Origin of the sequence: Flavobacterium sasangense DSM 21067, assembly GCF_000686885.1 — a bacterium.
GTDB classification, from domain to species: domain Bacteria; phylum Bacteroidota; class Bacteroidia; order Flavobacteriales; family Flavobacteriaceae; genus Flavobacterium; species Flavobacterium sasangense.
Genome location: NZ_JMLU01000002.1, coordinates 100544 through 126031, shown reverse-complemented (window position 1 = coordinate 126031; position 25488 = coordinate 100544). Strand labels below are relative to the sequence as shown.

The 25488-nt window shown below is 33.7% G+C and carries 28 protein-coding genes; 10 read left to right on the top strand and 18 right to left on the bottom strand.

The window, feature by feature from the left end; all coding sequences use genetic code 11:
- The first annotated feature begins 20 nt into the window (after positions 1 to 20).
- Complete coding sequence (gene aceA, locus BP92_RS0102570; protein WP_026724608.1) at positions 21 to 1298, top strand: isocitrate lyase; 1278 nt, start codon at positions 21 to 23, stop codon at positions 1296 to 1298.
- A gap of 63 nt (positions 1299 to 1361) precedes the next feature.
- Here the strand turns inward: aceA and BP92_RS0102565 are convergent, their stop codons facing one another.
- Both BP92_RS0102565 and BP92_RS0102560 read right to left on the bottom strand, forming a co-directional pair.
- Positions 1362 to 1658: a DUF721 domain-containing protein gene (locus BP92_RS0102565; RefSeq protein WP_026724607.1), complete on the bottom strand. Its 297-nt coding sequence runs from the start codon at positions 1656 to 1658 to the stop codon at positions 1362 to 1364.
- 1 nt (position 1659) lies between these two features.
- The gene (locus tag BP92_RS0102560) at positions 1660 to 2076 is read right to left on the bottom strand and encodes a lipocalin-like domain-containing protein (RefSeq protein ID WP_026724606.1); all 417 of its coding nucleotides are present in this window, start codon (positions 2074 to 2076) and stop codon (positions 1660 to 1662) included.
- A 108-nt stretch (positions 2077 to 2184) separates the two neighbouring features.
- Between BP92_RS0102560 and BP92_RS0102555 the strand changes: the two genes are divergently transcribed.
- Positions 2185 to 3249 (top strand): serine hydrolase domain-containing protein, encoded by a 1065-nt coding sequence (locus BP92_RS0102555; protein ID WP_026724605.1) that lies wholly within the window; start codon positions 2185 to 2187, stop codon positions 3247 to 3249.
- A 21-nt stretch (positions 3250 to 3270) separates the two neighbouring features.
- Here BP92_RS0102555 and BP92_RS17245 read toward each other — a convergent pair whose 3' ends face one another.
- The 11 genes from BP92_RS17245 to BP92_RS0102500 all read right to left on the bottom strand — a co-directional run bounded on the left by BP92_RS17245 (position 3271) and on the right by BP92_RS0102500 (position 10928).
- Positions 3271 to 3453: a hypothetical protein gene (locus BP92_RS17245; RefSeq protein WP_026724604.1), complete on the bottom strand. Its 183-nt coding sequence runs from the start codon at positions 3451 to 3453 to the stop codon at positions 3271 to 3273.
- A gap of 11 nt (positions 3454 to 3464) precedes the next feature.
- Positions 3465 to 4445 (bottom strand): signal recognition particle-docking protein FtsY, encoded by a 981-nt coding sequence (gene ftsY, locus BP92_RS0102545; RefSeq protein WP_026724603.1) that lies wholly within the window; start codon positions 4443 to 4445, stop codon positions 3465 to 3467.
- A gap of 124 nt (positions 4446 to 4569) precedes the next feature.
- Positions 4570 to 4722 (bottom strand): DUF4295 domain-containing protein, encoded by a 153-nt coding sequence (locus tag BP92_RS16870; RefSeq protein ID WP_014389076.1) that lies wholly within the window; start codon positions 4720 to 4722, stop codon positions 4570 to 4572.
- An 8-nt stretch (positions 4723 to 4730) separates the two neighbouring features.
- Positions 4731 to 4913 (bottom strand): 50S ribosomal protein L33, encoded by a 183-nt coding sequence (gene rpmG, locus BP92_RS0102535; protein ID WP_008253902.1) that lies wholly within the window; start codon positions 4911 to 4913, stop codon positions 4731 to 4733.
- Between the two features lie 20 nt (positions 4914 to 4933).
- Positions 4934 to 5176 carry a 50S ribosomal protein L28 gene (rpmB, locus tag BP92_RS0102530; RefSeq protein WP_008253904.1) on the bottom strand — a complete coding sequence of 81 codons (243 nt, stop codon included), beginning with the start codon at positions 5174 to 5176 and terminating at the stop codon, positions 4934 to 4936.
- Positions 5177 to 5255: 79 nt separating this feature from the next.
- Entirely contained in the window at positions 5256 to 6503 is a 1248-nt protein-coding gene (locus tag BP92_RS0102525; protein ID WP_026724602.1) for a CinA family nicotinamide mononucleotide deamidase-related protein, read from the bottom strand.
- Positions 6504 to 6546: 43 nt separating this feature from the next.
- Positions 6547 to 6891, bottom strand: a complete 345-nt coding sequence (locus tag BP92_RS0102520) for a hypothetical protein (protein WP_026724601.1) — start codon at positions 6889 to 6891, stop codon at positions 6547 to 6549.
- A gap of 2 nt (positions 6892 to 6893) precedes the next feature.
- Complete coding sequence (locus tag BP92_RS0102515) at positions 6894 to 7505, bottom strand: fumarylacetoacetate hydrolase family protein (protein WP_026724600.1); 612 nt, start codon at positions 7503 to 7505, stop codon at positions 6894 to 6896.
- A gap of 69 nt (positions 7506 to 7574) precedes the next feature.
- A complete protein-coding gene (locus tag BP92_RS0102510) occupies positions 7575 to 8345 on the bottom strand; it encodes a 3'-5' exonuclease (protein ID WP_026724599.1) in 771 nt (256 codons plus the stop codon).
- A gap of 81 nt (positions 8346 to 8426) precedes the next feature.
- Positions 8427 to 9725: a dihydrolipoamide acetyltransferase family protein gene (locus BP92_RS0102505; RefSeq protein ID WP_026724598.1), complete on the bottom strand. Its 1299-nt coding sequence runs from the start codon at positions 9723 to 9725 to the stop codon at positions 8427 to 8429.
- An 84-nt stretch (positions 9726 to 9809) separates the two neighbouring features.
- A complete protein-coding gene (locus BP92_RS0102500; RefSeq protein ID WP_026724597.1) occupies positions 9810 to 10928 on the bottom strand; it encodes a glycosyltransferase family 2 protein in 1119 nt (372 codons plus the stop codon).
- A gap of 183 nt (positions 10929 to 11111) precedes the next feature.
- Between BP92_RS0102500 and BP92_RS0102495 the strand changes: the two genes are divergently transcribed.
- From BP92_RS0102495 to BP92_RS0102470, 6 genes are all read left to right on the top strand, one after another.
- Complete coding sequence (locus tag BP92_RS0102495) at positions 11112 to 12974, top strand: ABC-F family ATP-binding cassette domain-containing protein (RefSeq protein ID WP_026724596.1); 1863 nt, start codon at positions 11112 to 11114, stop codon at positions 12972 to 12974.
- A gap of 80 nt (positions 12975 to 13054) precedes the next feature.
- On the top strand, positions 13055 to 13879 hold the full coding sequence (locus tag BP92_RS15675) for an O-methyltransferase (protein WP_051604359.1): 825 nt from the start codon (positions 13055 to 13057) through the stop codon (positions 13877 to 13879).
- A gap of 93 nt (positions 13880 to 13972) precedes the next feature.
- The gene (locus BP92_RS0102485) at positions 13973 to 14674 is read left to right on the top strand and encodes an ABC transporter ATP-binding protein (protein ID WP_026724595.1); all 702 of its coding nucleotides are present in this window, start codon (positions 13973 to 13975) and stop codon (positions 14672 to 14674) included.
- Positions 14675 to 14701: 27 nt separating this feature from the next.
- Positions 14702 to 15211 (top strand): hypothetical protein, encoded by a 510-nt coding sequence (locus BP92_RS0102480; protein WP_026724594.1) that lies wholly within the window; start codon positions 14702 to 14704, stop codon positions 15209 to 15211.
- Positions 15212 to 15272: 61 nt separating this feature from the next.
- Entirely contained in the window at positions 15273 to 16643 is a 1371-nt protein-coding gene (locus tag BP92_RS0102475; protein WP_026724593.1) for an MATE family efflux transporter, read from the top strand.
- Positions 16644 to 16689: 46 nt separating this feature from the next.
- A complete protein-coding gene (locus BP92_RS0102470; protein WP_008253940.1) occupies positions 16690 to 16920 on the top strand; it encodes a hypothetical protein in 231 nt (76 codons plus the stop codon).
- Positions 16921 to 16962: 42 nt separating this feature from the next.
- Here BP92_RS0102470 and meaB read toward each other — a convergent pair whose 3' ends face one another.
- The gene (gene meaB / locus BP92_RS0102465; protein WP_026724592.1) at positions 16963 to 18054 is read right to left on the bottom strand and encodes a methylmalonyl Co-A mutase-associated GTPase MeaB; all 1092 of its coding nucleotides are present in this window, start codon (positions 18052 to 18054) and stop codon (positions 16963 to 16965) included.
- A 96-nt stretch (positions 18055 to 18150) separates the two neighbouring features.
- On the opposite strand from meaB, the gene BP92_RS0102460 reads away from it, so the two are divergent.
- Both BP92_RS0102460 and BP92_RS0102455 read left to right on the top strand, forming a co-directional pair.
- Positions 18151 to 19062, top strand: a complete 912-nt coding sequence (locus BP92_RS0102460) for an AEC family transporter (RefSeq protein ID WP_026724591.1) — start codon at positions 18151 to 18153, stop codon at positions 19060 to 19062.
- Between the two features lie 25 nt (positions 19063 to 19087).
- Positions 19088 to 20485 (top strand): FAD-binding oxidoreductase, encoded by a 1398-nt coding sequence (locus tag BP92_RS0102455; protein WP_026724590.1) that lies wholly within the window; start codon positions 19088 to 19090, stop codon positions 20483 to 20485.
- 30 nt (positions 20486 to 20515) lie between these two features.
- On the opposite strand, the gene BP92_RS0102450 is transcribed toward BP92_RS0102455, so the two are convergent.
- The 4 genes from BP92_RS0102450 to secA all read right to left on the bottom strand — a co-directional run bounded on the left by BP92_RS0102450 (position 20516) and on the right by secA (position 25439).
- Positions 20516 to 20995: a hypothetical protein gene (locus BP92_RS0102450; protein WP_026724589.1), complete on the bottom strand. Its 480-nt coding sequence runs from the start codon at positions 20993 to 20995 to the stop codon at positions 20516 to 20518.
- A gap of 24 nt (positions 20996 to 21019) precedes the next feature.
- Positions 21020 to 21421, bottom strand: coding sequence for a hypothetical protein (locus BP92_RS0102445; protein ID WP_026724588.1), 402 nt, complete (start codon positions 21419 to 21421; stop codon positions 21020 to 21022).
- A 1-nt stretch (position 21422) separates the two neighbouring features.
- A complete protein-coding gene (locus tag BP92_RS0102440; protein WP_026724587.1) occupies positions 21423 to 21995 on the bottom strand; it encodes a hypothetical protein in 573 nt (190 codons plus the stop codon).
- 87 nt (positions 21996 to 22082) lie between these two features.
- On the bottom strand, positions 22083 to 25439 hold the full coding sequence (gene secA / locus BP92_RS0102435; protein WP_026724586.1) for a preprotein translocase subunit SecA: 3357 nt from the start codon (positions 25437 to 25439) through the stop codon (positions 22083 to 22085).
- Positions 25440 to 25488: the final 49 nt, after the last annotated feature.

Genomic DNA, 25488 nt, shown 5'->3' with positions numbered 1-25488 from the left:
TCTAAAAACACCACAAAATTATGAAAACTGAAGAAAGAATTCAACAATTAATTACGGATTGGACAACAAATCCAAGATGGAAAGGTATCGAAAGACCTTACACTGCAGAAAAAGTAATAGAACTACAAGGTTCATATCAAATAGAATATTCTATTGCGCGCCGTGGAGCTGAAATTCTTTGGAACAAATTAAACAATCAGGATTGGGTTGCTGGTTTAGGTGCACTAACAGGAAATCAAGCTATTCAAGAAGTAGAAGCTGGATTAGAAGCTATTTATTTGAGTGGCTGGCAAGTAGCTGCAGATGCAAATGTAGCTGGCGAAATGTATCCTGACCAATCGTTATATCCTGCTAACAGTGTTCCATTAGTTGTTAAGCGTATTAACAACGCATTGTTACGCGCCGACCAAATCCAGTCTGTGAACAAAGTTGAAAACAAAAAAGATTATTTAGTTCCAATTGTTGCCGATGCTGAAGCGGGTTTTGGAGGCAACTTAAATGCTTTTGAACTTATGAAAAGCATGATTGAAGCTGGGGCAGCAGGAGTTCACTTTGAAGACCAACTTTCATCTGCAAAAAAATGCGGGCATTTAGGCGGAAAAGTTTTAGTTCCAACACAAGAAGCCATCAATAAATTAATTGCTGCACGATTAGCGGCTGACACAATGGGAGTTCCAACATTAATTGTGGCTCGAACTGATGCTGATGCTGCCAATTTATTAACCAGCGACATTGATGAAAGAGATAGAAAATTTATTACTGGAGAGAGAACTCCTGAAGGATTTTTTTACGTAGAAGCAGGAATTGAACAAGGAATTGACCGAGGATTGTCATATGCTCCTTATGCTGATTTAGTTTGGTTAGAAACTTCTACACCCGATTTGGAAGAAGCAAGAAAATTTGCCGCGGCTATCCATAAACAATATCCTGGAAAATTATTAGCTTATAATTGTTCTCCATCATTCAATTGGGCAGCAAAATTATCAGTTGAGCAAATGGAAACATTCCGTGAAGATATTGCTAAATTGGGATATAAATTTCAATTCATAACATTAGCTGGATTCCATGCTTTAAATACTTCAATGTTTGAATTAGCTTTAGCATACAAACGCAAAGGAATGGCAGGATATTCAGAATTACAAGAGAAAGAGTTTGCTTTACAAGCTGAAGGATTTAGAGCTGTAAAACATCAAAATTTTGTTGGAACAAGTTATTTTGATGAAGTTCAAAATGCTGTGACCGCAGGATTATCTTCAACTGTAGCTATGAAAGATTCTACAGAAACTGCACAATTTTAATCTTATTAATTTTTAATTTTGAGTTTGTTGAAGCCCCATTTGATAAAGATTTGGGGCTTCTTTTTACCTTAAAACTAAATTTGTTACCAAATCTTTTCTGAGTTCTTCATTAATCATCTTGATGATTTTTTCTTTTCCATAACTTAATTCTTCACGCAAAACCGCTGACGATAAAGCTACATACAATGTAGAACCTTTTAATTGAATTTCAGTTGTATAATTATTTACTCCATTTCCCATTAAATTTTTCCAAGCATCACGAACATTTACTACATCCATACCTGCTTCCAGCTTATTTTGAGAAATAAATTGTTTTAATACATCTCCTATCGAACTCTCTTCGTTAAATCGCTTAGCCATTTTATTTTACTGAAAATTTTGCTGGTCTTTTGTAATAATATTCAATTTCTTGTTGATTTTTTACTACTAATTTATCCTTAGTTAACTCGATAATTTCTTCCTTCCAAGAAGCATAAGTAGTTTTGTATTGAAGTGAAGCATCACCATCCTTAATAACCACAACAACATCTTCTTGGATATCATTAGTTAAATACGTTCCATCTAATTGAGGCATTACTTTCTTTCTAAAACCTTTATTAGCTTCTATTTTAAAGAAATCAATAGTTTCATTTACTTTATATTCTTTCTTGTCACCATCGGGAAGCTCCACTTTTTCAATTTCCCAATAACCGTTTAAATTTGAAAGATCAGCCTCGGTAATCTTCTGCTTACACGAAAGAGCTGACACTAAAACAATTAACAAAAGAATTCTTTTCATACTATTATTATCAAATTAAACCATAAAATTACAATTAAAATTTATTTGAATTAAACTATTCTGTATTTTTATTGTCTAACTTTAATAAGTTCTAAAAATAATTTAGCTATGAAAAAAATATCATTACTTTTTATCTTGGTTACTTCATTATGGAGTTGCAATTCAGATGATGGAAATTCATCAAATGAGGAAGCTATGTATTTTCCTCCAATAGGTTCATCAACATGGGAAACCAAAACAGTAGCATCCCTTGGATGGAATGAAACTCAAGTACAACCCTTGCTAGATTATTTAGAATTAAAACACACCAAAGGCTTCATAATTCTTCATAATGGAAAAATAGTTATGGAGAATTACTTTAATGGTCATAGTGCAACAGATCCTTGGTATTGGGCAAGCGCTGGAAAAACATTAACAGCTACTGTTACAGGAATTGCTCAACAAGAAGGCTATTTAAACATCAACGACAAAGTTTCCGATTATCTGGGAACTGGCTGGACAAGTGCTCCGCTCGCAAAAGAGAATTTAATTACCAATAAACACCTTTTAACCATGACATCAGGTTTAAACGATGCTTTAGGTGATGATGTTTCTCCCGCAAACTTACAATATGTTGCTAATGCAGGAACACGATGGGCATACCATAATGTTTATGTTAAATTACAAGATGTTGTAGCTGCTTCTACTGGACAAACTTGGAATAATTATTTCAATACCAAACTGAAAAACAAAATAGGAATGACAGGCTTATGGGCTACCGTTGATGGAAATTTAAGTGTTTATAATAGTAACACAAGAAGTATGGCACGATTTGGACTATTAGCTTTAAACAAAGGAAAATGGGAAAACAATCAAATTGTTCCCGAAAGTTATATGCAAAATGCGACTACAACTTCACAGAATATTAATTTATCATACGGCTATTTATGGTGGCTGAACGGAAAGTCAAGCTATCATTTACCTCAAACACAATTTCAATTTTCAGGAAGTATAATCCCAACCGCTCCATCTGATATGTATTGTGCTTTAGGAAAAGATGATCAAAAGATATATGTAATTCCAAGTAGAAAAATAGTAATTATTAGAATGGGAGATGCTGCCGACGGTTCAAACATGGCGCTATCTGATTTTGATGAAGTATTATGGGAAAAAATAAGTGCTGTTATTAACTAACAGCACTTATTTTATATTTTTTTATTTCTTAACTTTCTTTTTACCGCTGGTAAACTTAATTAAAAGATACATTAATATAGCAAAAGAAGCTAACCGCAATGTAATGAAAACATAATCATAACCTTCAAAAGGAATTGCTACTAAAGCCATAATGATAGCTAGTAAAAGTAGTTGTACTGTTCTGTATTTTAAAAGTTCTTTCACTGTAATAAATCTTATTTAAAAAACGAATCTACAAATTCGTATTTATTAAACACTTGTAAATCCTCGATTCCTTCACCTACTCCAATGTATTTCACTGGAATTTGAAATTGATCTGAAATTCCAATAACAACACCACCTTTAGCAGTTCCGTCTAACTTAGTGACCGCTAAACATGAAACTTCTGTTGCTGCAGTAAATTGCTTAGCTTGCTCAAAAGCATTTTGCCCTGTTGAACCATCTAAAACCAAAAGTACATCATTTGGCGTATTTTCCACCACTTTTTGCATTACTTTTTTCACTTTAGAAAGTTCGTTCATCAAACCAACTTTATTATGCAAACGCCCTGCTGTGTCAATAATTACCACATCTGCATTTTGAGCTACGGCACTTTGCAAAGTATCAAAAGCTACAGATGCAGGATCGCTCCCCATTTGTTGTTTTACGATTAGTACACCAACTCTATCTGCCCAAATTTGCAATTGATCGATAGCAGCTGCTCTAAAAGTATCAGCAGCACCTAAAACCACATTATAACCTGCTTTCTTAAACTGATATGCCAACTTACCAATAGTAGTAGTTTTTCCCACACCATTAACACCAACCACCATAATCACATATGGCTTTGTATTCGCTGGAATTTCAAACTGCGTTGCTTCACCTGAATTAGTTTCCGATAATAAACCTGCAATTTCTTCTCGAAGAATACCATTTAATTCATCGGTTCCTAAATATTTGTCCCTTGAAACACGTTCTTCAATACGCTCGATAATTTTTAATGTTGTATTTACACCAACATCAGAAGAAACAAGAATTTCCTCTAAATTATCTAAAACTTCTGCATCTACTTTCGATTTTCCAGCTACAGCTTTAGTAAGCTTAGAAAAAAAAGACGTTTTCGATTTTTCTAAACCTTTATCTAAAGTTTGTTTTGCCTCTTCGCTAATAGCTTGTTCTTTCTTATCGGAAGAGAATATTTTTTTAAAAAAACTCATACTAAAATCAGGATTTAAGTTTTTACTACCAACAATTTGCCCACAAATCCATTTATCAGACAAATGTAAAAATAAAAAAGCTACTTTCAAACGAAAGTAGCTTATCTATATAATGTAAAATGAATTATTTCTTTTTCAAGAATTCATCAACTTCTTCTGGAGTCATAACTGATTCAACGAAAGTATAAGCACCAGTTTTTGGAGACTTAACCATTTTGATAGCTTTAGTTAATCTTTTAGAAGCTGTTTGTAAAGTTGCTACGGTTTTCTTTGCCATGACTTATCTTATTTAATTTCTTTGTGAACAGTTACTCTTTTTAAGATTGGATTAAATTTTTTAATCTCTAATCTATCTGGAGTGTTTTTTTTATTTTTTGTAGTAATGTAACGAGATGTTCCAGGAACTCCTGAAGTCTTGTGCTCTGTACATTCTAAAATAACTTGGATTCTATTACCTTTCTTTGCCATTTTGATCTATGTTTTAAGGATTATACAGATTTAACAAATCCGTTAGCTTTTGCATTTTTCAATACAGCAGCAATTCCATTTTTATTAATCGTTTTTAAAGCAGCAGTTGAAATTTTCAACGTTACCCATCTATCTTCTTCAGGAATATAAAAACGTTTTTTAACTAAGTTAACAGAGAATTTTCTCTTTGTTTTATTCATAGCGTGAGAAACATTGTTTCCTACCATCGCTCTTTTACCTGTAAGTTCACAAACTCTTGACATTATTTCTAATCTTTATTTCGTTATCTAAAATCAGGGTGCAAAGAAACAAAATCGATTTCATATACACAACTATCTTTTACTATTTTTTTAAAATTTCTTTATAAATGAGTTCCAATGCTTTACTCACCCCTCTATCAATAACCTTTTCACGTGGTTGACCAAAGTTAAATTCTTCAACAAAAACTTCATCAGGCGTAGCAATTCCAATAAAAACCATTCCTAATTCAGCATCTTCATCGCCTTTTGTTGGACCAGCATTTCCTGTTGTTGCAATAGCACAATCAGAATTCATAACTTTTTGAACAGATTTAGCCATTTCAGAAGCTACCTCAGCACTCACCACTCCATGTTTTGCAATCAAATTTTCATCTATACCTAAAATATCAATTTTAGCTTGTGTTGCATAACTCACAACACTTCCTCTAAAATAATTTGAAGCCCCAGGTACAGCCGACAAAGTTGCCGCAATTTTTCCCCCCGTACAACTTTCGGCTGTTGAAATTGTTAGTTTTTTTTCCGTTAACAATCTTCCTAAAACCACCTCAATTGGCTCATCTTCATTATAGCCTACAATAACGTCATGAATTAATAAATCAAGCTTTTCAACTTGATGTTTTATTTCATTTTTCAACAACTCTTCATTCGTACCTCTTGCTGTTAACCTCAAGCGAACTTTTCCCGGACTAGGTAAATAAGCCAATTTTATAAAATCAGGCAAATTATCTTCCCATTCTTCAATTTGTTCTGCAATCATACTTTCTCCTCGACCATACGTCATAATAGTTTGATGCACAATATAAGGACGTTCAAATTTTTGAACTAAATTTGGAATAACTTCGTTATCAATCAAATACTTCATTTCGTATGGAACTCCAGGCAACGAAATAAAAACCGTATTTTCTTTCTCCATCCACATTCCTGGCGCCGTTCCTGCTTGATTAAAAAGTACTTTTGCTTTTGTTGGAACTAAAGCTTGTTCTCTATTAATTTGAGTAATTGGACGCTTATAAAAACCTTCAATTATAGATTTTACATGTGTTAAAACCGCTTCGTTTTCAATCAATTCATCATCAAAATAGTCGCAAAAAGTTTTCTTCGTAATATCATCTTTTGTTGGACCTAATCCACCTGTTACGATAACAACATTCACTTTATTTTGTAACGAATAAAACGTATCTAAAATATGTTGCTTATCATCGGAAATTGACAACATTTCATGCGTTGCAATCCCAATTTTATCTAATGCTTTTGCAATGTAAGAAGAGTTCGTATCAACAATTTGGCCAATAAGTATCTCATCGCCAATGGTAACTATAGCAGCTTTCATTTTAAATATTTAATAGATTTGGGGAGATTTATGAAAAATAACTTTACAGTTTAAAATCTTTCTTGATTTCTTTAACTGCTAAATCAATTCTATCTTTCAATGATTTGAATACTTCTTTAATTTCTTTTCGTTTGCCTTCAGCTTTTGCCCAAGTCATAATTTGGATATTTTCTTCGTAAGCTAAATCCATACCAAGCAAATCCAATGTAGGTTTTATTTTATGACATGAAGAATACGTTCTTGTGTAGTCTTTTTCTTCAATTGCAACTTTAATTGATTTTATTTCAGCGGGAACTTCCTCTAAAAACAAAGTCACAATTTGTAATGCAAATTCAATATCATTTTCTGAAATTTCATACACTTTCGCTAAATTATATTGTAATGCCATAACTACCTAATTTGAATTTTAAACATCGATTTTCCTTCAATAAAACCCTCTAAAACATCACCTTCAGTCACTTTTGCAACACCTTTTGGAGTTCCTGTAAAAATAATATCTCCAATTTTTAATGTAAAATATTGTGAAACATACGAAATTAACTCATCTATTTTCCACAACATTAAACTCGTGTTACCTTCCTGAACGGTGGTTCCATTTGATTTTAACTCAAAGTTAATATTTTCTAACGAAGTATAATTTTTTTTCGATGTAAAGCTTCCAATTACCGCTGAATGGTCAAACGCCTTTGCTTTTTCCCAAGGTAAACCCTTCTCTTTCAACTTACTTTGTACATCTCGAGCTGTAAAATCGATTCCTAATCCAATTTCTTCATAATATTTATGAGCAAATTTAGTATCAATATGTTTCCCGACTTTACAAATCTTAACTAAAATTTCCACCTCGTGATGAATATCATTACTAAAAGCAGGAATTACAAATGGATTCTTATTTGGCAAAATCGACGAATCAGGTTTCATGAAGATAACCGGTTCTGTTGGTCTTTCATTATTTAATTCCGAAATATGGTCAGCGTAGTTACGTCCGATACAGATTATTTTCATAATTCTAGTGATTAGTGATTAGTAAAAAGTAATTAGCAACTATTCACCAATTACTTTTCACTAATCACTTTATTTAGTATTTAACTTTCTTAATTTAATTCCTGTTAGTACTTTTTTAGTATATAATGGAAAATCAGCGTTTTGAATCCAGCCAAAATAACCTGGTTCTTTATCAAAAACTTCTTCAACCAAAGCGCCTTTATGTTTTCCAAAAGTAAAAATTTCTTTTCCATCGTTATTTAATGCGATGAATCCAGCAAAGTCAACCGATTTTTTACGCGTTGTAAATTCAGATAATGATTTCATATCATTTTCTAAATTATCATAACGATCTAATTGCGATTTTAAGATTTCGTAGGTTGCCATCGTATCTGCTTCAGCACTGTGGGCGTTTTCTAAACTTTGTCCGCAATAGAACTTGTAAGCCGCACTTAAAGTTCGTTCTTCCATTTTATGGAAAATCGTTTGCACATCAACCGAAACTCTGTTTTTCATATCAAAATCAACTTCAGCACGAAGTAATTCTTCTGCTAAAAGCGGAATATCAAATCGGTCCGAATTAAATCCAGCCAAATCTGAATCTTTAATCATGTTATGGATTTGAGAAGCCAATTCTTTGAATGTTGGCTCATTCGCTACTTTTTCATCCGTAATTCCATGAACTGCTGTAGTTTGTGGCGGAATTGGAATAGTAGGATTTACCAACCATGTTTTACTTTCTTTATTTCCGTTTGGATATACTTTAAATATTGAGATTTCAACGATTCGGTCTCTTGCTACATCAATTCCTGTAGTTTCAAGGTCGAAAAAGCAGATTGGGCGTGTTAATTTTAATTCCATATTGATTTTATATGTGACAAAGATAGAAAAACCCGATAGCTTTTAAAACTATCGGGTTTACATTTATAATTTATTCTAAGATTAGAAATCTCTATTTACGTCAAACGCTTCTAAATAATCCGCAACACGTTTTACAAAACTTCCTCCTAATGCTCCATCAACAACTCTGTGGTCATACGAGTGCGATAAGAACATTTTTTGACGGATTCCAATGAAATCACCTTCTGGAGTTTCAATAACAGCAGGCACTTTTCTGATAGCTCCTAAAGCCAAAATACCTACTTGTGGTTGGTTAATAATTGGCGTTCCAAAAACAGAACCAAAAGTTCCTACATTCGTTACCGTGTAAGTTCCGCCTTGTGTATCGTCTGGTTTTAATTTTCCTGCTTTTGCACGGTTTCCTAAATCGTTAACCGCTTTTGCCATTCCAACTAAGTTTAATTGGTCTGCGTTTTTAATTACAGGAACGATTAAGTTTCCGTTTGGTAAAGCTGCCGCCATTCCTAAATTAATATTTTTACGTTTGATGATAAACTCACCATCAACCGAAATATTCATTCCTGGGAAATCTTTCAAAGCTTTTGCAACTGCTTCCATGAAAATTGGCGTAAAAGTTAACTTCTCACCTTCTCTCTTTTCGAAAGCATTCTTAACTTTATCTCTCCATTTTACGATGTTAGTAACGTCAACTTCAATGAACGACTGAACGTGAGCCGAAGTTTGTACCGAAGCTACCATGTAACCCGAAATCAACTTACGCATTCTGTCCATTTCCACAATCTCATCACCACCATTTACAGAAACTGGAACAGCTTGAGCTACTGGAGCTGGAGTTGCTTTTGGAGCCGCCGCTGGTGTCGCCACAACTGCAGGCTGACTTCCTCTATTTTTAATGTAATTTAGTAAATCTTCTTTGTTTACACGACCATCTTTACCAGAACCAGCAATAGATTCTAGTTCTGCTAAAGAAATTCCTTCTTCTTTCGCAATGTTTTTAACTAAAGGTGAAAAGAATTTATCTGATGCCGAAAAATCAGCTGGAGCTACAGTTTCCTTTGCAACTTCAACTGCTTTCGCTACTTCTGCAACAGCAACTGGCGCTTCTACTTTAACTTCTGGAGTTGCTGCAACGGCTCCACCTTCCGTTTCGATAATAGCGATTGTTTGTCCCACTTGAACTACATCATCGGTATTAAATAAAATTTCAACAAGTGTTCCTGCAACTTCTGAAGGCACTTCGCTGTCTACTTTATCAGTAGCAATTTCAAGTACTGCTTCGTCCATTTCAATTTTATCACCAACTTTTTTTAACCAGTTAGTAACTGTTGCTTCTGCAACACTTTCACCCATTTTAGGTAATTTCAATTCAAACTTTGCCATATCTTTAAACTAAAGTTGTGTTTTTGTATTTGGTTTGCAAAAATACTAATTTTTCGTTCGATTTTTAAAGAAATCAATAATTTTTTATAACAAAATTATTTGTCCTCTATCGCTCGAATTATTGCTTCCAATTAAGTAATTCGAACTCGAAATGTAATTCTTAAAACTTAGATTTTTACTCTTATTTAACTGCATAAAAGTAATAATTTCAGCAAAACTAAAAGTAGTGGTATCGAATATTATTTCAAGATTTTTTTGGGATTGATTCTCAAATTGATTAAAATCAGACAAATAAGTTGCTTTTTTTGATAGATTCAATTCTAAATTTTCTCTTGAAAAAACGATATATTCATCAATAATCCGAACTTCATTCTTTTGTTGATTCTTCTTCAAAAGACTAAAAGCGAAACTTCCAACTTGCATCATCAGATCAAAAAACCATGATTTCTTGAAATGTTTTTTATAGAAAAACTGCATCGCTTCACGGAAACGTTTCATATACATTCCATCTCGAACAGTACTCTCGCCTTTATAATGAATTACCGAAGTTTCGTGAAAATAATAATTCGATTTTCCCGTTTTCAAAACCAAATAACTCAAATCAATATCATCCGAATACATGAAGCAATTTTCATCAAAACCACCGACTTCAAGATACAATTCGCGCTTCATTACCATAAAAGCTCCTACCAAAATATCTACTTTCCCAGATTCGTTCTCCGATAAATGCTGGGCATAATATTTTCCAAAATAATTGGAAATTTTATACAATCCGAAAATCTTAGTAAAAGCCACCCAAGGTGTTGGAACGCCACGTTTGCTTTCGGGAAGGAAATTTCCTGCACCATCAATTAATTTACAACCGATAATTCCAGTGTTCAGTTGCCAGTTTTTAGTGTTCAGTATTTTTGAAAAAGTATCTTCTGCAACAACGGTATCAGGATTTAAAACGCAAACGTATTCACCTTTGGCTTGAGCAACTCCAATGTTATTTCCTTTTGGGAAACCTAAATTATCTTTATTTTCAATGAGTTTGATGTGCGGAAATTTGGTTTTCATCATCTCACAACTATCATCTGATGATGCGTTGTCAATGACAATAATTTCACCGTCAATGCCTTCCAATGCTTTTTGGACACTTAGCACACACTGCTCTAAAAAATAGCGCACATTGTAGTTGAGAATGATTACGGATAGTTGCATGGATTTAATTTTCAATATTCAATTAGTCAATGTGCCAATTAATTGATAAGTCAAAGTTGCAATATTTATTTATAAAATACAAAAATACGAATTTGAAATAATAAAGCTATTTTTGCAAAACGATTGGCTCAACTTGTTCCGAAAGTTGGAATTGCCATATTGTCTAATTGACAAATTAAAATAATGAATTACCTATCAGTCGAAAATATATCAAAATCTTATGGCGAACGTGTGTTATTTGACAACGTTTCGTTCGGAATTAACAAAGATCAAAAAATAGCTTTTATCGCTAAAAACGGTTCAGGAAAAACCACGATTATGAACATGATTAATGGTTTGGACGAACCTGATACCGGTCAAGTGGTAGTTCGAAAAGAGATTAATATGGCGTTTTTGTCGCAAAACAATAATTTGCAAGACGAATTAACCATTGAGGAAAATATTTTTGCTTCGGATAATGAAATTCTGAAGGTAATTGAACGCTACGAAAAAGCTTTAGAAAATCCGAATGACGAAGAAGCGTATCAAAGAGCTTTTGACGATATGGACCGCCATAACGCTTGGGATTTTGAAACGCAATTCAAGCAAATTCTATACAAGCTAAAGTTGGAAGACTTAAAAATGAAAGTCAAAAACATGTCGGGTGGACAAAAAAAACGTCTTTCGCTAGCCATTATTTTAATTAGTAAACCTGATTTATTAATTTTAGACGAGCCAACCAATCACCTTGATTTAGAAATGATTGAATGGTTAGAAGATTATTTTGCAAAAGAAAACATCACGTTGTTTATGGTAACGCACGACCGTTTCTTTTTGGAACGCGTTTGTAACGAAATTATCGAATTAGACAACGGAAAAATCTACCAATACAAAGGCAATTATTCTTATTATCTAGCCAAAAAAGAAGAACGTTTGGCTTCAGAAAATGCAACAATTGACAAAGCACAAAACTTATTCGTAAAGGAATTGGCATGGATGCGCCGTCAACCAAAAGCTAGAACGACGAAATCAAAATCGCGTCAAGATGATTTTTACAAAATTAAAGAAGTTGCCGAAAGTCGAAGAAAAGAAAATGTTGTAGAGCTCGAAATCAACATGGAACGCATGGGAAGCAAGATTATCGAAATGGTAAAATTGAATAAGAATTTCCCTGACCGAACCATTTTAAAAGATTTCAGCTATTCCTTTCAACGTGGCGAACGCATTGGAATTATTGGTAAAAACGGAACCGGAAAATCGACTTTTTTAAATATTTTAACCCAAACCATTCAACCTGATTCGGGTAAAGTGATTATTGGTGACACGATTAAAATTGGGTATTACACACAAAGTGGTATCAACCCGAAACCAGGACAAAAAGTAATTGATATCATCAAAGAATATGGCGAATATATTCCGTTAACTAAAGGAAAAATTATTTCGGCTTCGCAATTATTGGAACGCTTTTTATTTGATGCCAAAAAACAATACGATTTCGTTGAAAAATTAAGCGGTGGCGAATTGAAACGTTTGTATTTATGTACTGTTTTAATTCAAAATCCGAATTTCTTGATTCTGGATGAGCCAACGAATGATTTGGATATTGTAACATTAAACGTTTTAGAAAGTTTTCTTTTAGATTATCCAGGATGTTTATTAGTCGTAAGTCACGACAGATATTTCATGGATAAAATTGTAGATCACTTATTTGTTTTTAGAGGTGAAGGCGAAATTGAAGATTTCCCAGGAAATTATTCTGATTTTAGAGCGTATGAAGATTCGGCGGAACCAAAAGTTTTAAATTCGGTAAGTACTGAAAAAACAAATTGGAAGGAAAAACAAACGGCTTCAACTGGATTAAGTTTCAACGAACAGAAGGAATTCAATAAAATTGAAAGAGAAATCAAAGATTTAGAAATTCAAAAGAAAACCATCGAACAAGAATTCGCCGACGGAAAAGTTGCTGATGATAAAATTGAAGCAAAAGCGAATGAATTACAAAAAATCATTCAAACTTTAGAAGAAAAAGAAGAACGTTGGTTTGAATTATCGAGCAAAATGGAATAATAATTAGTATTCAGTCGCAGTCGCAGTAAGCAGAGAAAACTGTGACTGAAAACTGTGACTGAAAACTGTGACTGAAAACTGTGACTATAATTAAATCCTACATAAAATTCCTTTTCCATTCCAAAAACGAACATGGAGTGCATTCGCCATTTGTGTTTGATTTAGTTACGAAATGTTTTTATGACAACACCAAATATCCAGAATACGAAACCTTAAAATCGTATAGAAAATCGCTTTTAGAAAATAAAAACACGATTGAAGTAACCGATTTTGGTGCTGGTTCACGAGTTTTTAAATCAAATACCAGAGCAATTTCAAAAATCGCACAAACCGCTGGAATTACTCCAAAAAATGCAGAACTACTTTTTAGAATTGTTCGTTATTTTCAACCAAAAAGCGTTTTAGAAATTGGCACTTCATTAGGATTGGCTACTTCTGCACTTTCATTGGGAAATAAAAATTCGGACATTATCACTTTAGAAGGTTGTCCAAATACGCAAAAGCAAGCGCAAGTTCAATTGCAAGAACAAAATTCAAATTTTCAAAATATTGAATTCGTTAATACCGAATTTTCAAGCTATTTTAAAACCCTTGACCTTTCACCCATAACCCATCACCTAATCTATTTCGATGGCAATCATTCCAAAAAAGCGACTTTAGATTATTTTGAAGCCTTACTTCCTACGATTTCAAATGATTCTGTTTGGATTTTCGATGATATTCATTGGTCAACTGATATGGAAGAAGCTTGGGAAATCATAAAAAATCATCCAAAAGTTTCCGTTACGATTGATACTTTTCAATGGGGAATCATATTCTTTAGAGCCGAACAACAAAAAGAACATTTCATCATCAATCCGAATAAAACGATTAGTTCACACTTGTTTGAAAGAATTCGTTTTTAGTTGTAACAAATTCCTTTCTTTTTCTACTTATAATAGAATCGGAATTTAAAACTTCTGAAATCATAATTCGTTAATCAACATTCGACATTCAACATGGCAAATCCGTTAATCAAAATAACCAATATCAAAAGAGATTTCCCTTTAGGAAACGAAATCGTGTATGTGTTAAAAGGCATCGATTTAGAAATTAATAAAGGGGAATATGTAGCGTTGATGGGACCTTCAGGTTCTGGAAAATCCACTTTGATGAATATTTTAGGTTGTTTGGATACGCCAACTTCAGGAACTTACATTTTGAACGGAAAACACGTAAGTGAAATGCAAGACGATGAATTGGCGGGAATTCGTAATAAAGAAATTGGATTCGTTTTTCAAACGTTTAACTTAATGCCTAGAACAACGGCTTTGGATAATGTAGCTTTACCAATGGTTTATGCAGGTCATTCTAAATCGGAACGCGTGGAACGTGCAACTGAAGTATTGACACAAGTGGGACTTCAAGACCGTATGGATCACAAACCGAATCAGTTATCGGGTGGTCAACGTCAGCGTGTTGCGGTTGCGAGAGCTTTGGTTAACAAGCCTTCTATCATTTTAGCCGATGAGCCAACAGGAAACTTAGACAGTAAAACTTCAGTAGAAATCATGAATTTATTCAACGAAATTCACGCCAACGGAAACACTGTAATTCTTGTAACTCACGAAGAAGATATTGCCGCTTACGCTCACAGAATCATTCGTTTACGCGACGGACTTATTGAAAGTGATTCACAAAATCCGAATATTAAAAAGTAAAGTTACTTTCAATCCTCAATTGCATAAATGAATAATGTAATAAAGATATATTCGGCAGTAAATGTAAAATCATTTGTCACACTTTTTTGGACTATCATTGGACTTGCAGTATCGGTAATTGCTTCAATTTTTGCATATACTTTAATTAAAGATGGATATTGGAAAATATCTTTTTTCACTTTACCCTTTATTTTATTATCACCTTATATAATATTTTTTATTATAAAATCTAAAATAATATTAACTAATGATTCTATAATACGAAAAGTTCCATTTAGCAGAAAAGAATTGAAATATTCTGAAATTAAAACATTTAGAATTTACGATACAATTGGAAATGGATATGGTTCAGTTTCTTATTTTGAAACTAAAAAACCAAATTCAAAAAGTCTATTTACTTTAAAAACAATTTTTGTATCGGATATAGAAAATTCTCATCCAAATAAATTCACAAAGGGAAAACAATTTACTTTTCATGACACAAATGATATTTACTCATTTCTTGAAGAGAAAATTTCTAGTAATCAAGTTCATTAAGTAATATTTTATTATTGAAAAATCTTTTTCAAAATAACTACCTTTGCTCAAAATTGCCAAAATGACTTTTTCCGACTACACAAAAGAATTTTCACAAAACTTAAAACTCGCCTACCCTATTATTTTAGGAATGTTAGGTCATACCATTGTGGGAATTGTGGATAACATCATGGTCGGAAAATTAGGTCCAACAGAATTAGCGGCGGTTTCATTAGGAAACAGTTTTGTCTTCATTGCCATGTCATTAGGAATTGGATTTTCAACAGCCATTACACCTTTAGTAGCCGAATCTGATGGAAAAAATGATGTAGCTGGTGGTCGTTCGGCTTTTCATCATGGGTTGTATTTGTGTACGATTTTGGGTGTCGCTTTATTTACCTTAATTTTCTTTTCGAAACCACTTATTGCATACATGGGGCAACCGGAAGCTGTAGTGGATATGGCAAAACCGTATTTAGATATTGTTGGTTTTTCGTTGATTCCGTTAATTATGTACCAAGCTTACAAACAGTTTGCTGATGGTTTGAGCGAAACTAAATATTCCATGTGGGCTACTATCATTGGAAATATTACCAATGTAGTTATCAACTATTTTTTAATTTACGGAATTTGGATCTTCCCAAAATGGGGCATCGTTGGAGCTGCCGTAGGAACTATCGCTTCTCGTTTTGTGATGTTAGGTTTTATGCATTATATGATGAATTTAAAACCAAAATTTCATCCGTATTTTAAAGGATTTAGCTTGAAAGAAATTAAAAAAGAAGTCAACCAAAAAATCATTAAAATTGGAATGCCTTCTGCTATGCAAATGTTCTTTGAAGTCGCTTTATTTACAGGAGCCATTTGGTTATGTGGAATGATTGGAACTACAAGTCAAGCTGCAAACCAAATTGCGTTGAGTTTGGCTTCGTTAACCTTTATGTTTGCCATGGGATTGAGCGTTACAGCTATGATTCGTATTGGAAACCAAAAAGGATTAGAAGATTATGTTACCTTACGAAAAGTTGCAATTTCCATCTTCTTATTAACGATAATAATTGAAGTAGTTTTCGCCTTGTTATTTGTACTATTACATACGAGTTTACCCTATATTTTCGTAGATATTAACGATTTTAAAAACCTAACCGAAAACTTAGAAGTAATCGCAATTTCGGCTAACTTACTTTTAGTAGCGGCTGTTTTTCAAATTTCCGATGGCTTGCAAGTGGTGGTTTTAGGTGCACTTCGTGGTTTGCAAGATGCGAAAATTCCAATGTATATAACCTTTGTAGCATATTGGGTAATTGGTTTTCCAATATCGATTTACTTAGGATTAGAAACCGAATTAAAAGCCGTTGGCGTTTGGATTGGACTTTTGGCCGGATTAACAGCTGCAGCGATATTTTTGTATATTCGCTTTAATTACTTAACGAAAAAATTGATTAAAAATTAATAACGTACAGACAAGCCATTGACTTGTCTCAACTAAATTTAAAAACATGAACTTACCAAAATTTGTTATCGGAGATAATACCGATTTTCCAGAAGATATTTTCGTAATCCATTTAGAATATCCACGATTCGTAATCAATTTAAAAGATGACGAAGTAGAATTTTTAGAAGATATTGAAGAAGAAGACGAAAAAGAATTAGAATCAGAAATGGAACATTTAATTACCATTGCTGGGGAATTCTACGATAGAGAAATTGAACGTTACGAGCAAGAATAATCTTTGATTATGATTACGTAGGGACAAGTCGCGACTTGATCCCTACCTGTCATTATTAAAATACTGTTCCAACAAACTCATAGCCGCTGCAAAAGGTGAAATTTCATTGTTTTGCACGGCTTTTTTATTTTCTTCTAATAATTGAATGATATTCGGATGATTATAAAAATGTGATTTCAATTGTTCATTAATCGTTTCCATCATCCAAAATTGGTTTTGATTTTGACGTTTTTCTTCGAAATAATGATTTGCTTTTACCAATTCAAAATATTCGGAAATAATGTCCCAAATCGCATCAATTCCTGTTTTCTCATAAGCACTACAAGTCGTCACTTTCGGAATCCAACCTGAAGATTTGGCTGGAAATAAATGTAACGCTCTATTGAATTCGGTTTTCGCTAATTTGGCTTTCGCAACATTATCGCCATCGGCTTTATTGATTACGATAGTGTCTGCCATTTCCATGATGCCGCGTTTGATGCCTTGTAATTCATCACCAGCACCTGAAATTTTAAGCAACAAAAAGAAATCAACCATACTGTGAACAGCCGTTTCGCTTTGTCCTACTCCAACGGTTTCAATAATTATCGTATCGAAACCACAAGCTTCACACAAAATAATAGTTTCACGCGTTTTCCTAGCAACGCCACCTAACGTATCGCCCGAAGCACTTGGTCGGATATAAGCATTTTCATCTTTTACCAATTCTTCCATTCGGGTTTTATCGCCCAAAATACTTCCGTGACTAATAGAAGAACTTGGGTCAACAGCTAAAACAGCCACTTTCTTTCCGATAGAAGTTAGATATTTTCCAAAAGCTTCAATAAATGTACTTTTTCCAACACCAGGAACACCCGTAATTCCTATACGAACAGAGTTATTTGCATGTGGCAAACAACCTTTTATCACTTCATTCGCTTTGGCTAAATGTTCAGGATTCGTACTTTCAACCAAAGTAATAGCGCGACTCAAAGCGGTTTTATCACCATTTAAAATTCCAGCAATTAATTCTTCTGCCGAAGGTTGTTTTCTTCGGAATTGTTGAATTTGATGTGCGACAACCGCACTCAAAGTTTCGGGTTGGGCAACGCCGTGAATTTCTGAAAGTGCCGATTTTTTATTAGGTGTTTTCAAAAGAGTTTTGCTTTGTGTAAAAATACAAAAAATGTAGGAATATGAAACATCGAAATCTCAAGGTTTAATTACCTTTGTATTCTCGATTTTCGACATATGGAAAACATCATTCTTTTATTTTTATGTTTGATTTTAGGCGTTGCGCTTCAAAAAGTGCCGCAATTTCCTAAAAACGCCTATCAAAGTTTGAATCAATACGTGATTTACGTTTCGCTTCCGGCTATGGCGTTGTATTATATTCCGAAAATCACTATTTCATTGGCTCTGCTTTATCCTTTAGGAATTGCATGGTTAGGTTTCGGATTATCGTTCGTATTTTTCTATGCGTTGGGAACCTATTTCAAATGGTCAAAAAAGTTAATTGGTTGTTTGATTTTGACTGGTGGATTGAGCAATACTTCATTCGTAGGATTTCCCATCATTGAAGCTTTATTTGGATCTGAAGGATTGAAAACTGCCATTATCGTAGACCAACCTGGTTCATTCGTAGTAGTAACTACCTTAGGAATATTAGTTGCAGCTAGTTTTTCAAGAGGAAATTTAAGTACTTCTGAAATCGTATTAAAAATTGTAAAATTCCCACCTTTTATTGCGTTTACGATTGCTCTTCTCTGTACCATATTCACTTTAGAATTTCCAGAAGCATTACAAAACTCGTTTTTAAGAATTGGAAACACCGTAACTCCAGTTGCTTTAGTAGCTGTTGGATTGCAATTAAAAATTGATACGCGAAGCAAACATTGGCGTTTTCTAACTTTAGGCTTACTTTTCAAATTGATTTTAATGCCCGCTTTTTTCTTTTTGCTATACAAAATCGTATTAAACGGAAAAGGTTTAGAAATTGATGTTTCTATTATGGAATCTGCCATGGCGCCGATGATTACGGGTGCGATTTTAGCCTCTAACTACGGATTAAAACCGAAATTAAGTAGTATGATGATTGGGATTGGAATTCCATTGTCGTTGATTACTATTGCTATTTGGTATTGGGTTTTAAGTAGTTTTTAATATCTTTACTTTTCAATTTTACACTATGAATCCTGAAATAATACTGGCGCTTGAAAACATTGTAGGTTCGGCTTATATTTTTACTGATGAGGCTACTCGAAAAGCGTATGGACATGATGAAACGGAAGATTTGAGTTTTCCACCTCATGTTGTGGTAAAACCTGCGAATACGGAAGAAGTGGCGCAAATTTTAAAAGTTTCCAACACTTATAAAATTCCCACAACTCCGATTGGTGCGCGTACTGGTTTGAGTGGTGGTGCTTTATCGATTTATGGTGGTATTGCGATTTCGATGGAGAGATTTAATCAAATTATTGAAATTGACGAGCAAAATTTACAAGTTACTACCGAACCTGGCGTAATTACACAAGTTTTACGTGAAGCTGTTGCTGAAAAAAGCTTGTTTTATCCTGTAGATCCAAGTAGCATGGGAAGTTGTTTTATTGGTGGAAATATTGCAGAAAATTCGGGTGGTGCGAGAGCTTTGAAATATGGTGTTACCAAAGATTATGTCTTAAATTTAGAAGTAGTTTTACCAACAGGCGATATCATTTGGACAGGTGCGAATACCTTGAAAAATTCGACTGGTTACAACATTACCCAATTGATGGTGGGTAGCGAAGGAACTTTGGGAATCGTAACTAAAATTGTATTGAAATTATTACCTCAAAACAAACATAACGTATTGCTTTTGGTTCCGTTTTATAAAGCGGAACAAGCGTGTGAAGCGGTTTCAGCCATTTTTAGAGCCGGAATTGTACCAAGTGCTTTAGAGTTTATGGAACGCGATGCGATTGATTGGACATTGAAATTTGTCGATGGTTTAAATGTGAAAGTAAAAGAGATCGTTCAAGCGCATTTGTTGATTGAAGTAGATGGAAATTACCCAGAAATTTTGATGCAAGAAGCTGAACAAATTTTAGCAGTCGTAGAACAATTTGAAATCGACGAAGTTTTGTTTGCTGATACCGAAGAACAAAAAAATGCACTTTGGAAAATGCGTCGTTCTGTGGCAGAAGCAGTAAAAGCGAATTCGATTTATAAAGAAGAAGATACGGTTGTACCAAGATATGAATTACCAAAACTATTAAAAGGTATCAAAGAAATTGGAGCAAAATATGGGTTTCAATCCGTGTGTTATGGCCATGCGGGCGATGGTAATTTACACGTTAACATCATCAAAGGTAACATGAGCGATGACAATTGGAAAACTGAAGTTCCAAAAGGTATTCGCGAGATTTTTGAATTGACGGTTGGTTTAAAAGGAACACTTTCTGGCGAACACGGTATTGGTTTAGTACAAAAAAACTACATGGATATTGCCTTTTCAAAAGTACATTTGGAATTAATGGAACGCATCAAAGCGATTTTTGACCCCAATAATGTGTTGAATCCTGGGAAAATTTTTCCGGATGGGGAATAGATTATAAAGAATATTGACACAGAATTTCTCTTATTTTTGAAAATATGATTCAATAATTAATTCATCTTTTGTAATAATATCTCTAATGCTTGAATTCCATTCAATTAACCATTGTGCAGCATAAGTTCCTGCTCCATCAGAAAAGATACATTTGAGAAGATGATGATTTTCTCCACTATGAATTATTTTAAAAAAATTAACATTTAATTGATCTCCTGTCCAAGGATTATACATATTGTCAACTTGTAAATTATAACTTTTATCTTTAATTTTAAGTGTAGCTTTAATCAATTTATATTTTGGAATTTCACCATCAGAACCGAATAAAGGAGAATCATTAATTCCTAAAACAAAACCGTTCTTTATCTCGAGTTTATTTATTTCAGGATTAAATTTTTCTCTAACAAGATGTAACGAAGTAATGCTATCAATTTTAATATTTGCAGAATTTACTTGCCCATGAGAAAAAAAAGAACAAAACAACAATAAAATTATAGAATAACACTTCATAAGAATTCTATTATTTAACTATAATTATCTATTCAAAAACTCCAATAAATTTGCATCTGCATTTTTAAACGTTGGCGGTTGTTCGATAATACTTGCCACGCGTTTTTTATTTAATTTCATGGTAATATCGGCTTCGGTAGTAAATAACAGAGCAGATAAAAATGGATTATTGATGTGCGGAATTAACTCTGCTTCTAAATCGTCTAATTTACAAATTTTTACCAATTCTTGCTTTTCAGTCGTGTAAATTTTATACGTCATCGACAATTTTAAGATGTTGTCTTCTACGATAGTTTTTACGTAAATATTTTGTAATTCGGGTTTTCCAACGGTTTTGGCTAGCGTTAATTTAGCAAATGTGCCATTCGCAATACTCGCTCTAACTTGGTTGAAAAATTCGGTGTAAGTGATATTATTTTCGTTCATATTACAATCCTAAAGCTTTTAAAATTTTTGCATCAAATAACATCGAAAACATTTTGTTTTCTTTGTCTTTATTTAAAAATTTCCATTGGTTTTTTGTCAAATCATCCGCAACTGCGATTAGTGTAGAACGCATTTCGATACGGAATGTATTGGTTAACTTATCATAGGTAACTTTATCTGCTTCCATAGACGATCTGAAAATATCTACCATAGATTCTGCATCATCCATTGGTTGTTTGAATTTCATCGTCATTACGTTATTGTACGTTACCATACAAAACGATTTTCCTTCTATTTTTTTGATTTCGCCAAATGAAAAATTAGGCTCTACTTCCACTAACTTTATTGAAAATTGTTCATTTTCCATCATTTGACCAAACATTTTTTTCATTTGGTCTTGCGGAATAATATCAAACACTTTTGGATAGGTAGTAGCGAAAATATCGTCAAAATTCATATTTACACTCGCTTTGTATGATTTTAAAGCTTCCGTTTTTAATGAAGCCATATCTTGTGCTAAAACAGCAATAGTTTGAAAAAGAAATAATACGACAAATAGGAATTTAGATTTCATTTTGGGAGATTTATAATTTTACCAAAGATAAAAAATCCCCAACTACTTTTAGCAATTGAGGATTAGTTTATTTTTATGTGTTTTTGATTATTCGTTAACCAAAACCCATTCGCCAGAAGCAATCATGCTTTCTGCTTTTTTGTATTTCATGGTTTCGCTTTTGCCACTCATTACGTGTTTGATAGTAACAGTGTCATTACGATTGATTTTTGGCATTTCTCTAGTAATTGTTTCCGTTACTTGAGGTCTTTGACTTGCCATTTCTCCGGCTCTTCTTGCTTGTGCTGCTGTATCTTCGCTATCTAAATCTTCTTTAGATTCAGTATAGTTTTCTTTTTGTTGCACTTGCTTAGCTTCCTGAATTTCCGATGTATTATGAGAAGGTAAATCACCTTTGAACAAGAACGAAATTACTTCTTTATTCACATCGTCAATCATTTTCTTGAACAAGTTGAACGCTTCAAATTTGTAAATCAATAAAGGATCTTTTTGTTCGTGAACCGCTAACTGAACCGATTGTTTCAATTCGTCCATTTTACGTAAGTGTTTTTTCCAAGCTTCATCCACAATTGCTAATGTGATGTTTTTCTCGAAATCTGCCACTAACGAACGTCCTTCTGAAGTATATGCTTTTTCTAAATCGGTAACCACATTTAATGATTTGATTCCGTCAGAGAAAGGCACAATAATTCTTTGGTACTGACCATTATTGTTTTCGTACACATTTTTGATGATTGGATACGCTTCACGAGCATCTCTCGCAATTTTTTCCTCATAATGAGCTAAAACTGCTTTATATGTTTTTCCAGTAATTTCTCTTGCTGATAATTTTGCAAATTCCGCTGGTGTAACTGGTGCACTGATTGAGAAGTAACGAATCAATTCAAACTCGAAGTTTTTGAAATCATCTGCTAGTTTGTTTTGCTCAACAACTAATTCGCACGTATCGTACATCATGTTCGCAATATCCACTTTCAAACGTTCTCCGTGCAAAGCGTGACGTCTTCTTTTGTATACTACTTCTCTTTGTGCATTCATTACGTCGTCGTATTCTAACAAACGTTTACGAACACCAAAGTTATTTTCTTCTACTTTTTTCTGCGCTCTTTCGATAGATTTTGTCATCATCGAATGTTGAATCACTTCTCCTTCTTTCAGACCAATTCTATCCATAACTTTCGCTACTCTTTCTGAACCGAATAAACGCATTAAGTTATCTTCCAAAGAAACATAGAATTGCGAACTACCCACATCTCCTTGACGACCCGCACGACCACGTAACTGACGGTCAACACGACGTGAATCATGACGTTCTGTTCCGATAATAGCTAAACCACCTGCTTTTTTAACTTCATCAGATAATTTAATATCGGTACCACGACCTGCCATGTTGGTTGCAATCGTAACTACTCCAGGCTTACCTGCTTCTGCTACAATTTCAGCCTCGCTTTTGTGCATTTTAGCATTCAATACATTGTGTTGAATACCTCTTAATTTCAACATTCGGCTTAATAATTCCGAAATCTCTACTGAAGTTGTTCCAATCAATACCGGTCTTCCTGCATTTGATAATTGTACTACATCTTCGATAACAGCGTTGAATTTCTCACGAACAGTTCTATAAATTAAATCGTCTTTATCTTTACGAGCAATTGGACGGTTAGTTGGAATTTCTACTACATCTAATTTGTAGATTTCCCAGAACTCTCCTGCTTCGGTTGAAGCTGTTCCCGTCATACCTCCCAACTTATTATACATACGGAAATAATTCTGTAACGTAATTGTTGCAAAAGTTTGCGTTGCTGCTTCAATTTTTACGTTTTCTTTAGCTTCGATTGCTTGGTGTAAACCATCCGAGTAACGACGACCATCCATGATACGTCCTGTTTGCTCATCTACAATCATTACTTTATTGTCCATGATAACGTATTCTGTATCTTTTTCGAATAACGTATACGCTTTTAATAACTGCGTTAACGTATGAATACGTTCAGATTTTACAGAGAAATCACGGAATAATTCTTCTTTTTTCTCAGCTGCTTCTTCCGGAGATAAATTTTCTTTTTCGATTTGGGCAATTCCTGAACCAATATCAGGTAAAACGAAGAATTGAGAATCCGTATCGGTTGATAAAAACTGAATTCCGTTATCTGTTAATTCAACTTGGTTATTTTTTTCTTCGATAACAAAGTACAACGCCTCATCGATTTTTGGCATTTCTCTGTTGTTATCTTGCATGTAGTAATTCTCTGTTTTTTGAAGTAATTGTTTTACTCCTTCTTCCGATAAGAATTTAATTAACGCTTTACTTTTTGGTAACGCTCTGTATGAACGATATAAGTTGAATCCAGCATCTTTAGTATTTCCTTCTTTGAATAAACGTTTAGCTTCCGTTAAACAATCTGTAGCTAATTTACGTTGTAACGTAACTAAGTTTTCAACTTTTGGCTTTAATTCTAAGAACTCGTGACGATCTCCTTGCGGCACTGGACCAGAAATAATCAATGGCGTTCTAGCATCATCAATTAATACCGAGTCAACCTCATCGACAATTGCATAATTGTGTTTGCGTTGTACCAAATCTTCTGGAGCATGCGCCATGTTATCTCTCAAATAATCGAAGCCAAATTCGTTATTAGTACCATAAGTAATATCCGCTTCGTATGCTTTTCTTCTTTCTGGAGAGTTTGGTTGGTGATTATCAATACAATCAACTGTTAAACCATGGAACTCAAATAAAGGAGCTTTCCACGTACTATCACGTTTTGCTAAGTAGTCATTCACTGTTACTAAATGCACTCCGTTTCCTGTTAAAGCATTTAAGTATAATGGTAATGTTGCTACTAATGTTTTTCCTTCACCTGTTTGCATTTCGGCAATTTTACCTTGATGCAAAACCACTCCACCAATCAACTGAACGTCGTAGTGAATCATATCCCAAGTGATAGCTTTTCCAGCCGCATTCCAAGAGTTTGCCCAAGTAGCATTATCACCTTCAATTGTGATATACGATTTAGTTGCTGATAACTCTCTGTCTTTTGGAGTAGCAGTAACTGTAATCGTTGTATTATCTTTAAAACGACGCGCTGTTTCTTTTACAACTGCAAACGCTTCTGGAAGAATTTCGTTTAATACTTTCTCAGAAATCTCATAAGCTTCTTTCTCAATTTTATCGATTTCAGCATAAATATCTTCACGCGCATCGATGTCTTGAGTTTGTTCTGCGTCTTGTTTTAAAGAAGCAATTTTAGCGTCTTTGTCAGCGCGAGCTTGTTGAATTTTAGCTTTGAATTCGGCTGTTTTAGCACGCAATTCATCATGAGACAATGCTTGTAAAGCACTCTCAAAAGATTTTACTTTGTTAATAAGTGGTTGAATCGCTTTTACATCTTTCTCCGATTTGTCTCCCACAAAAGCTTTCAATATGGAATTTATGATACTCATAATTTTTTATTTTCTAAAAGGTTTGCAAATATAACCACAAAAAAAGTCT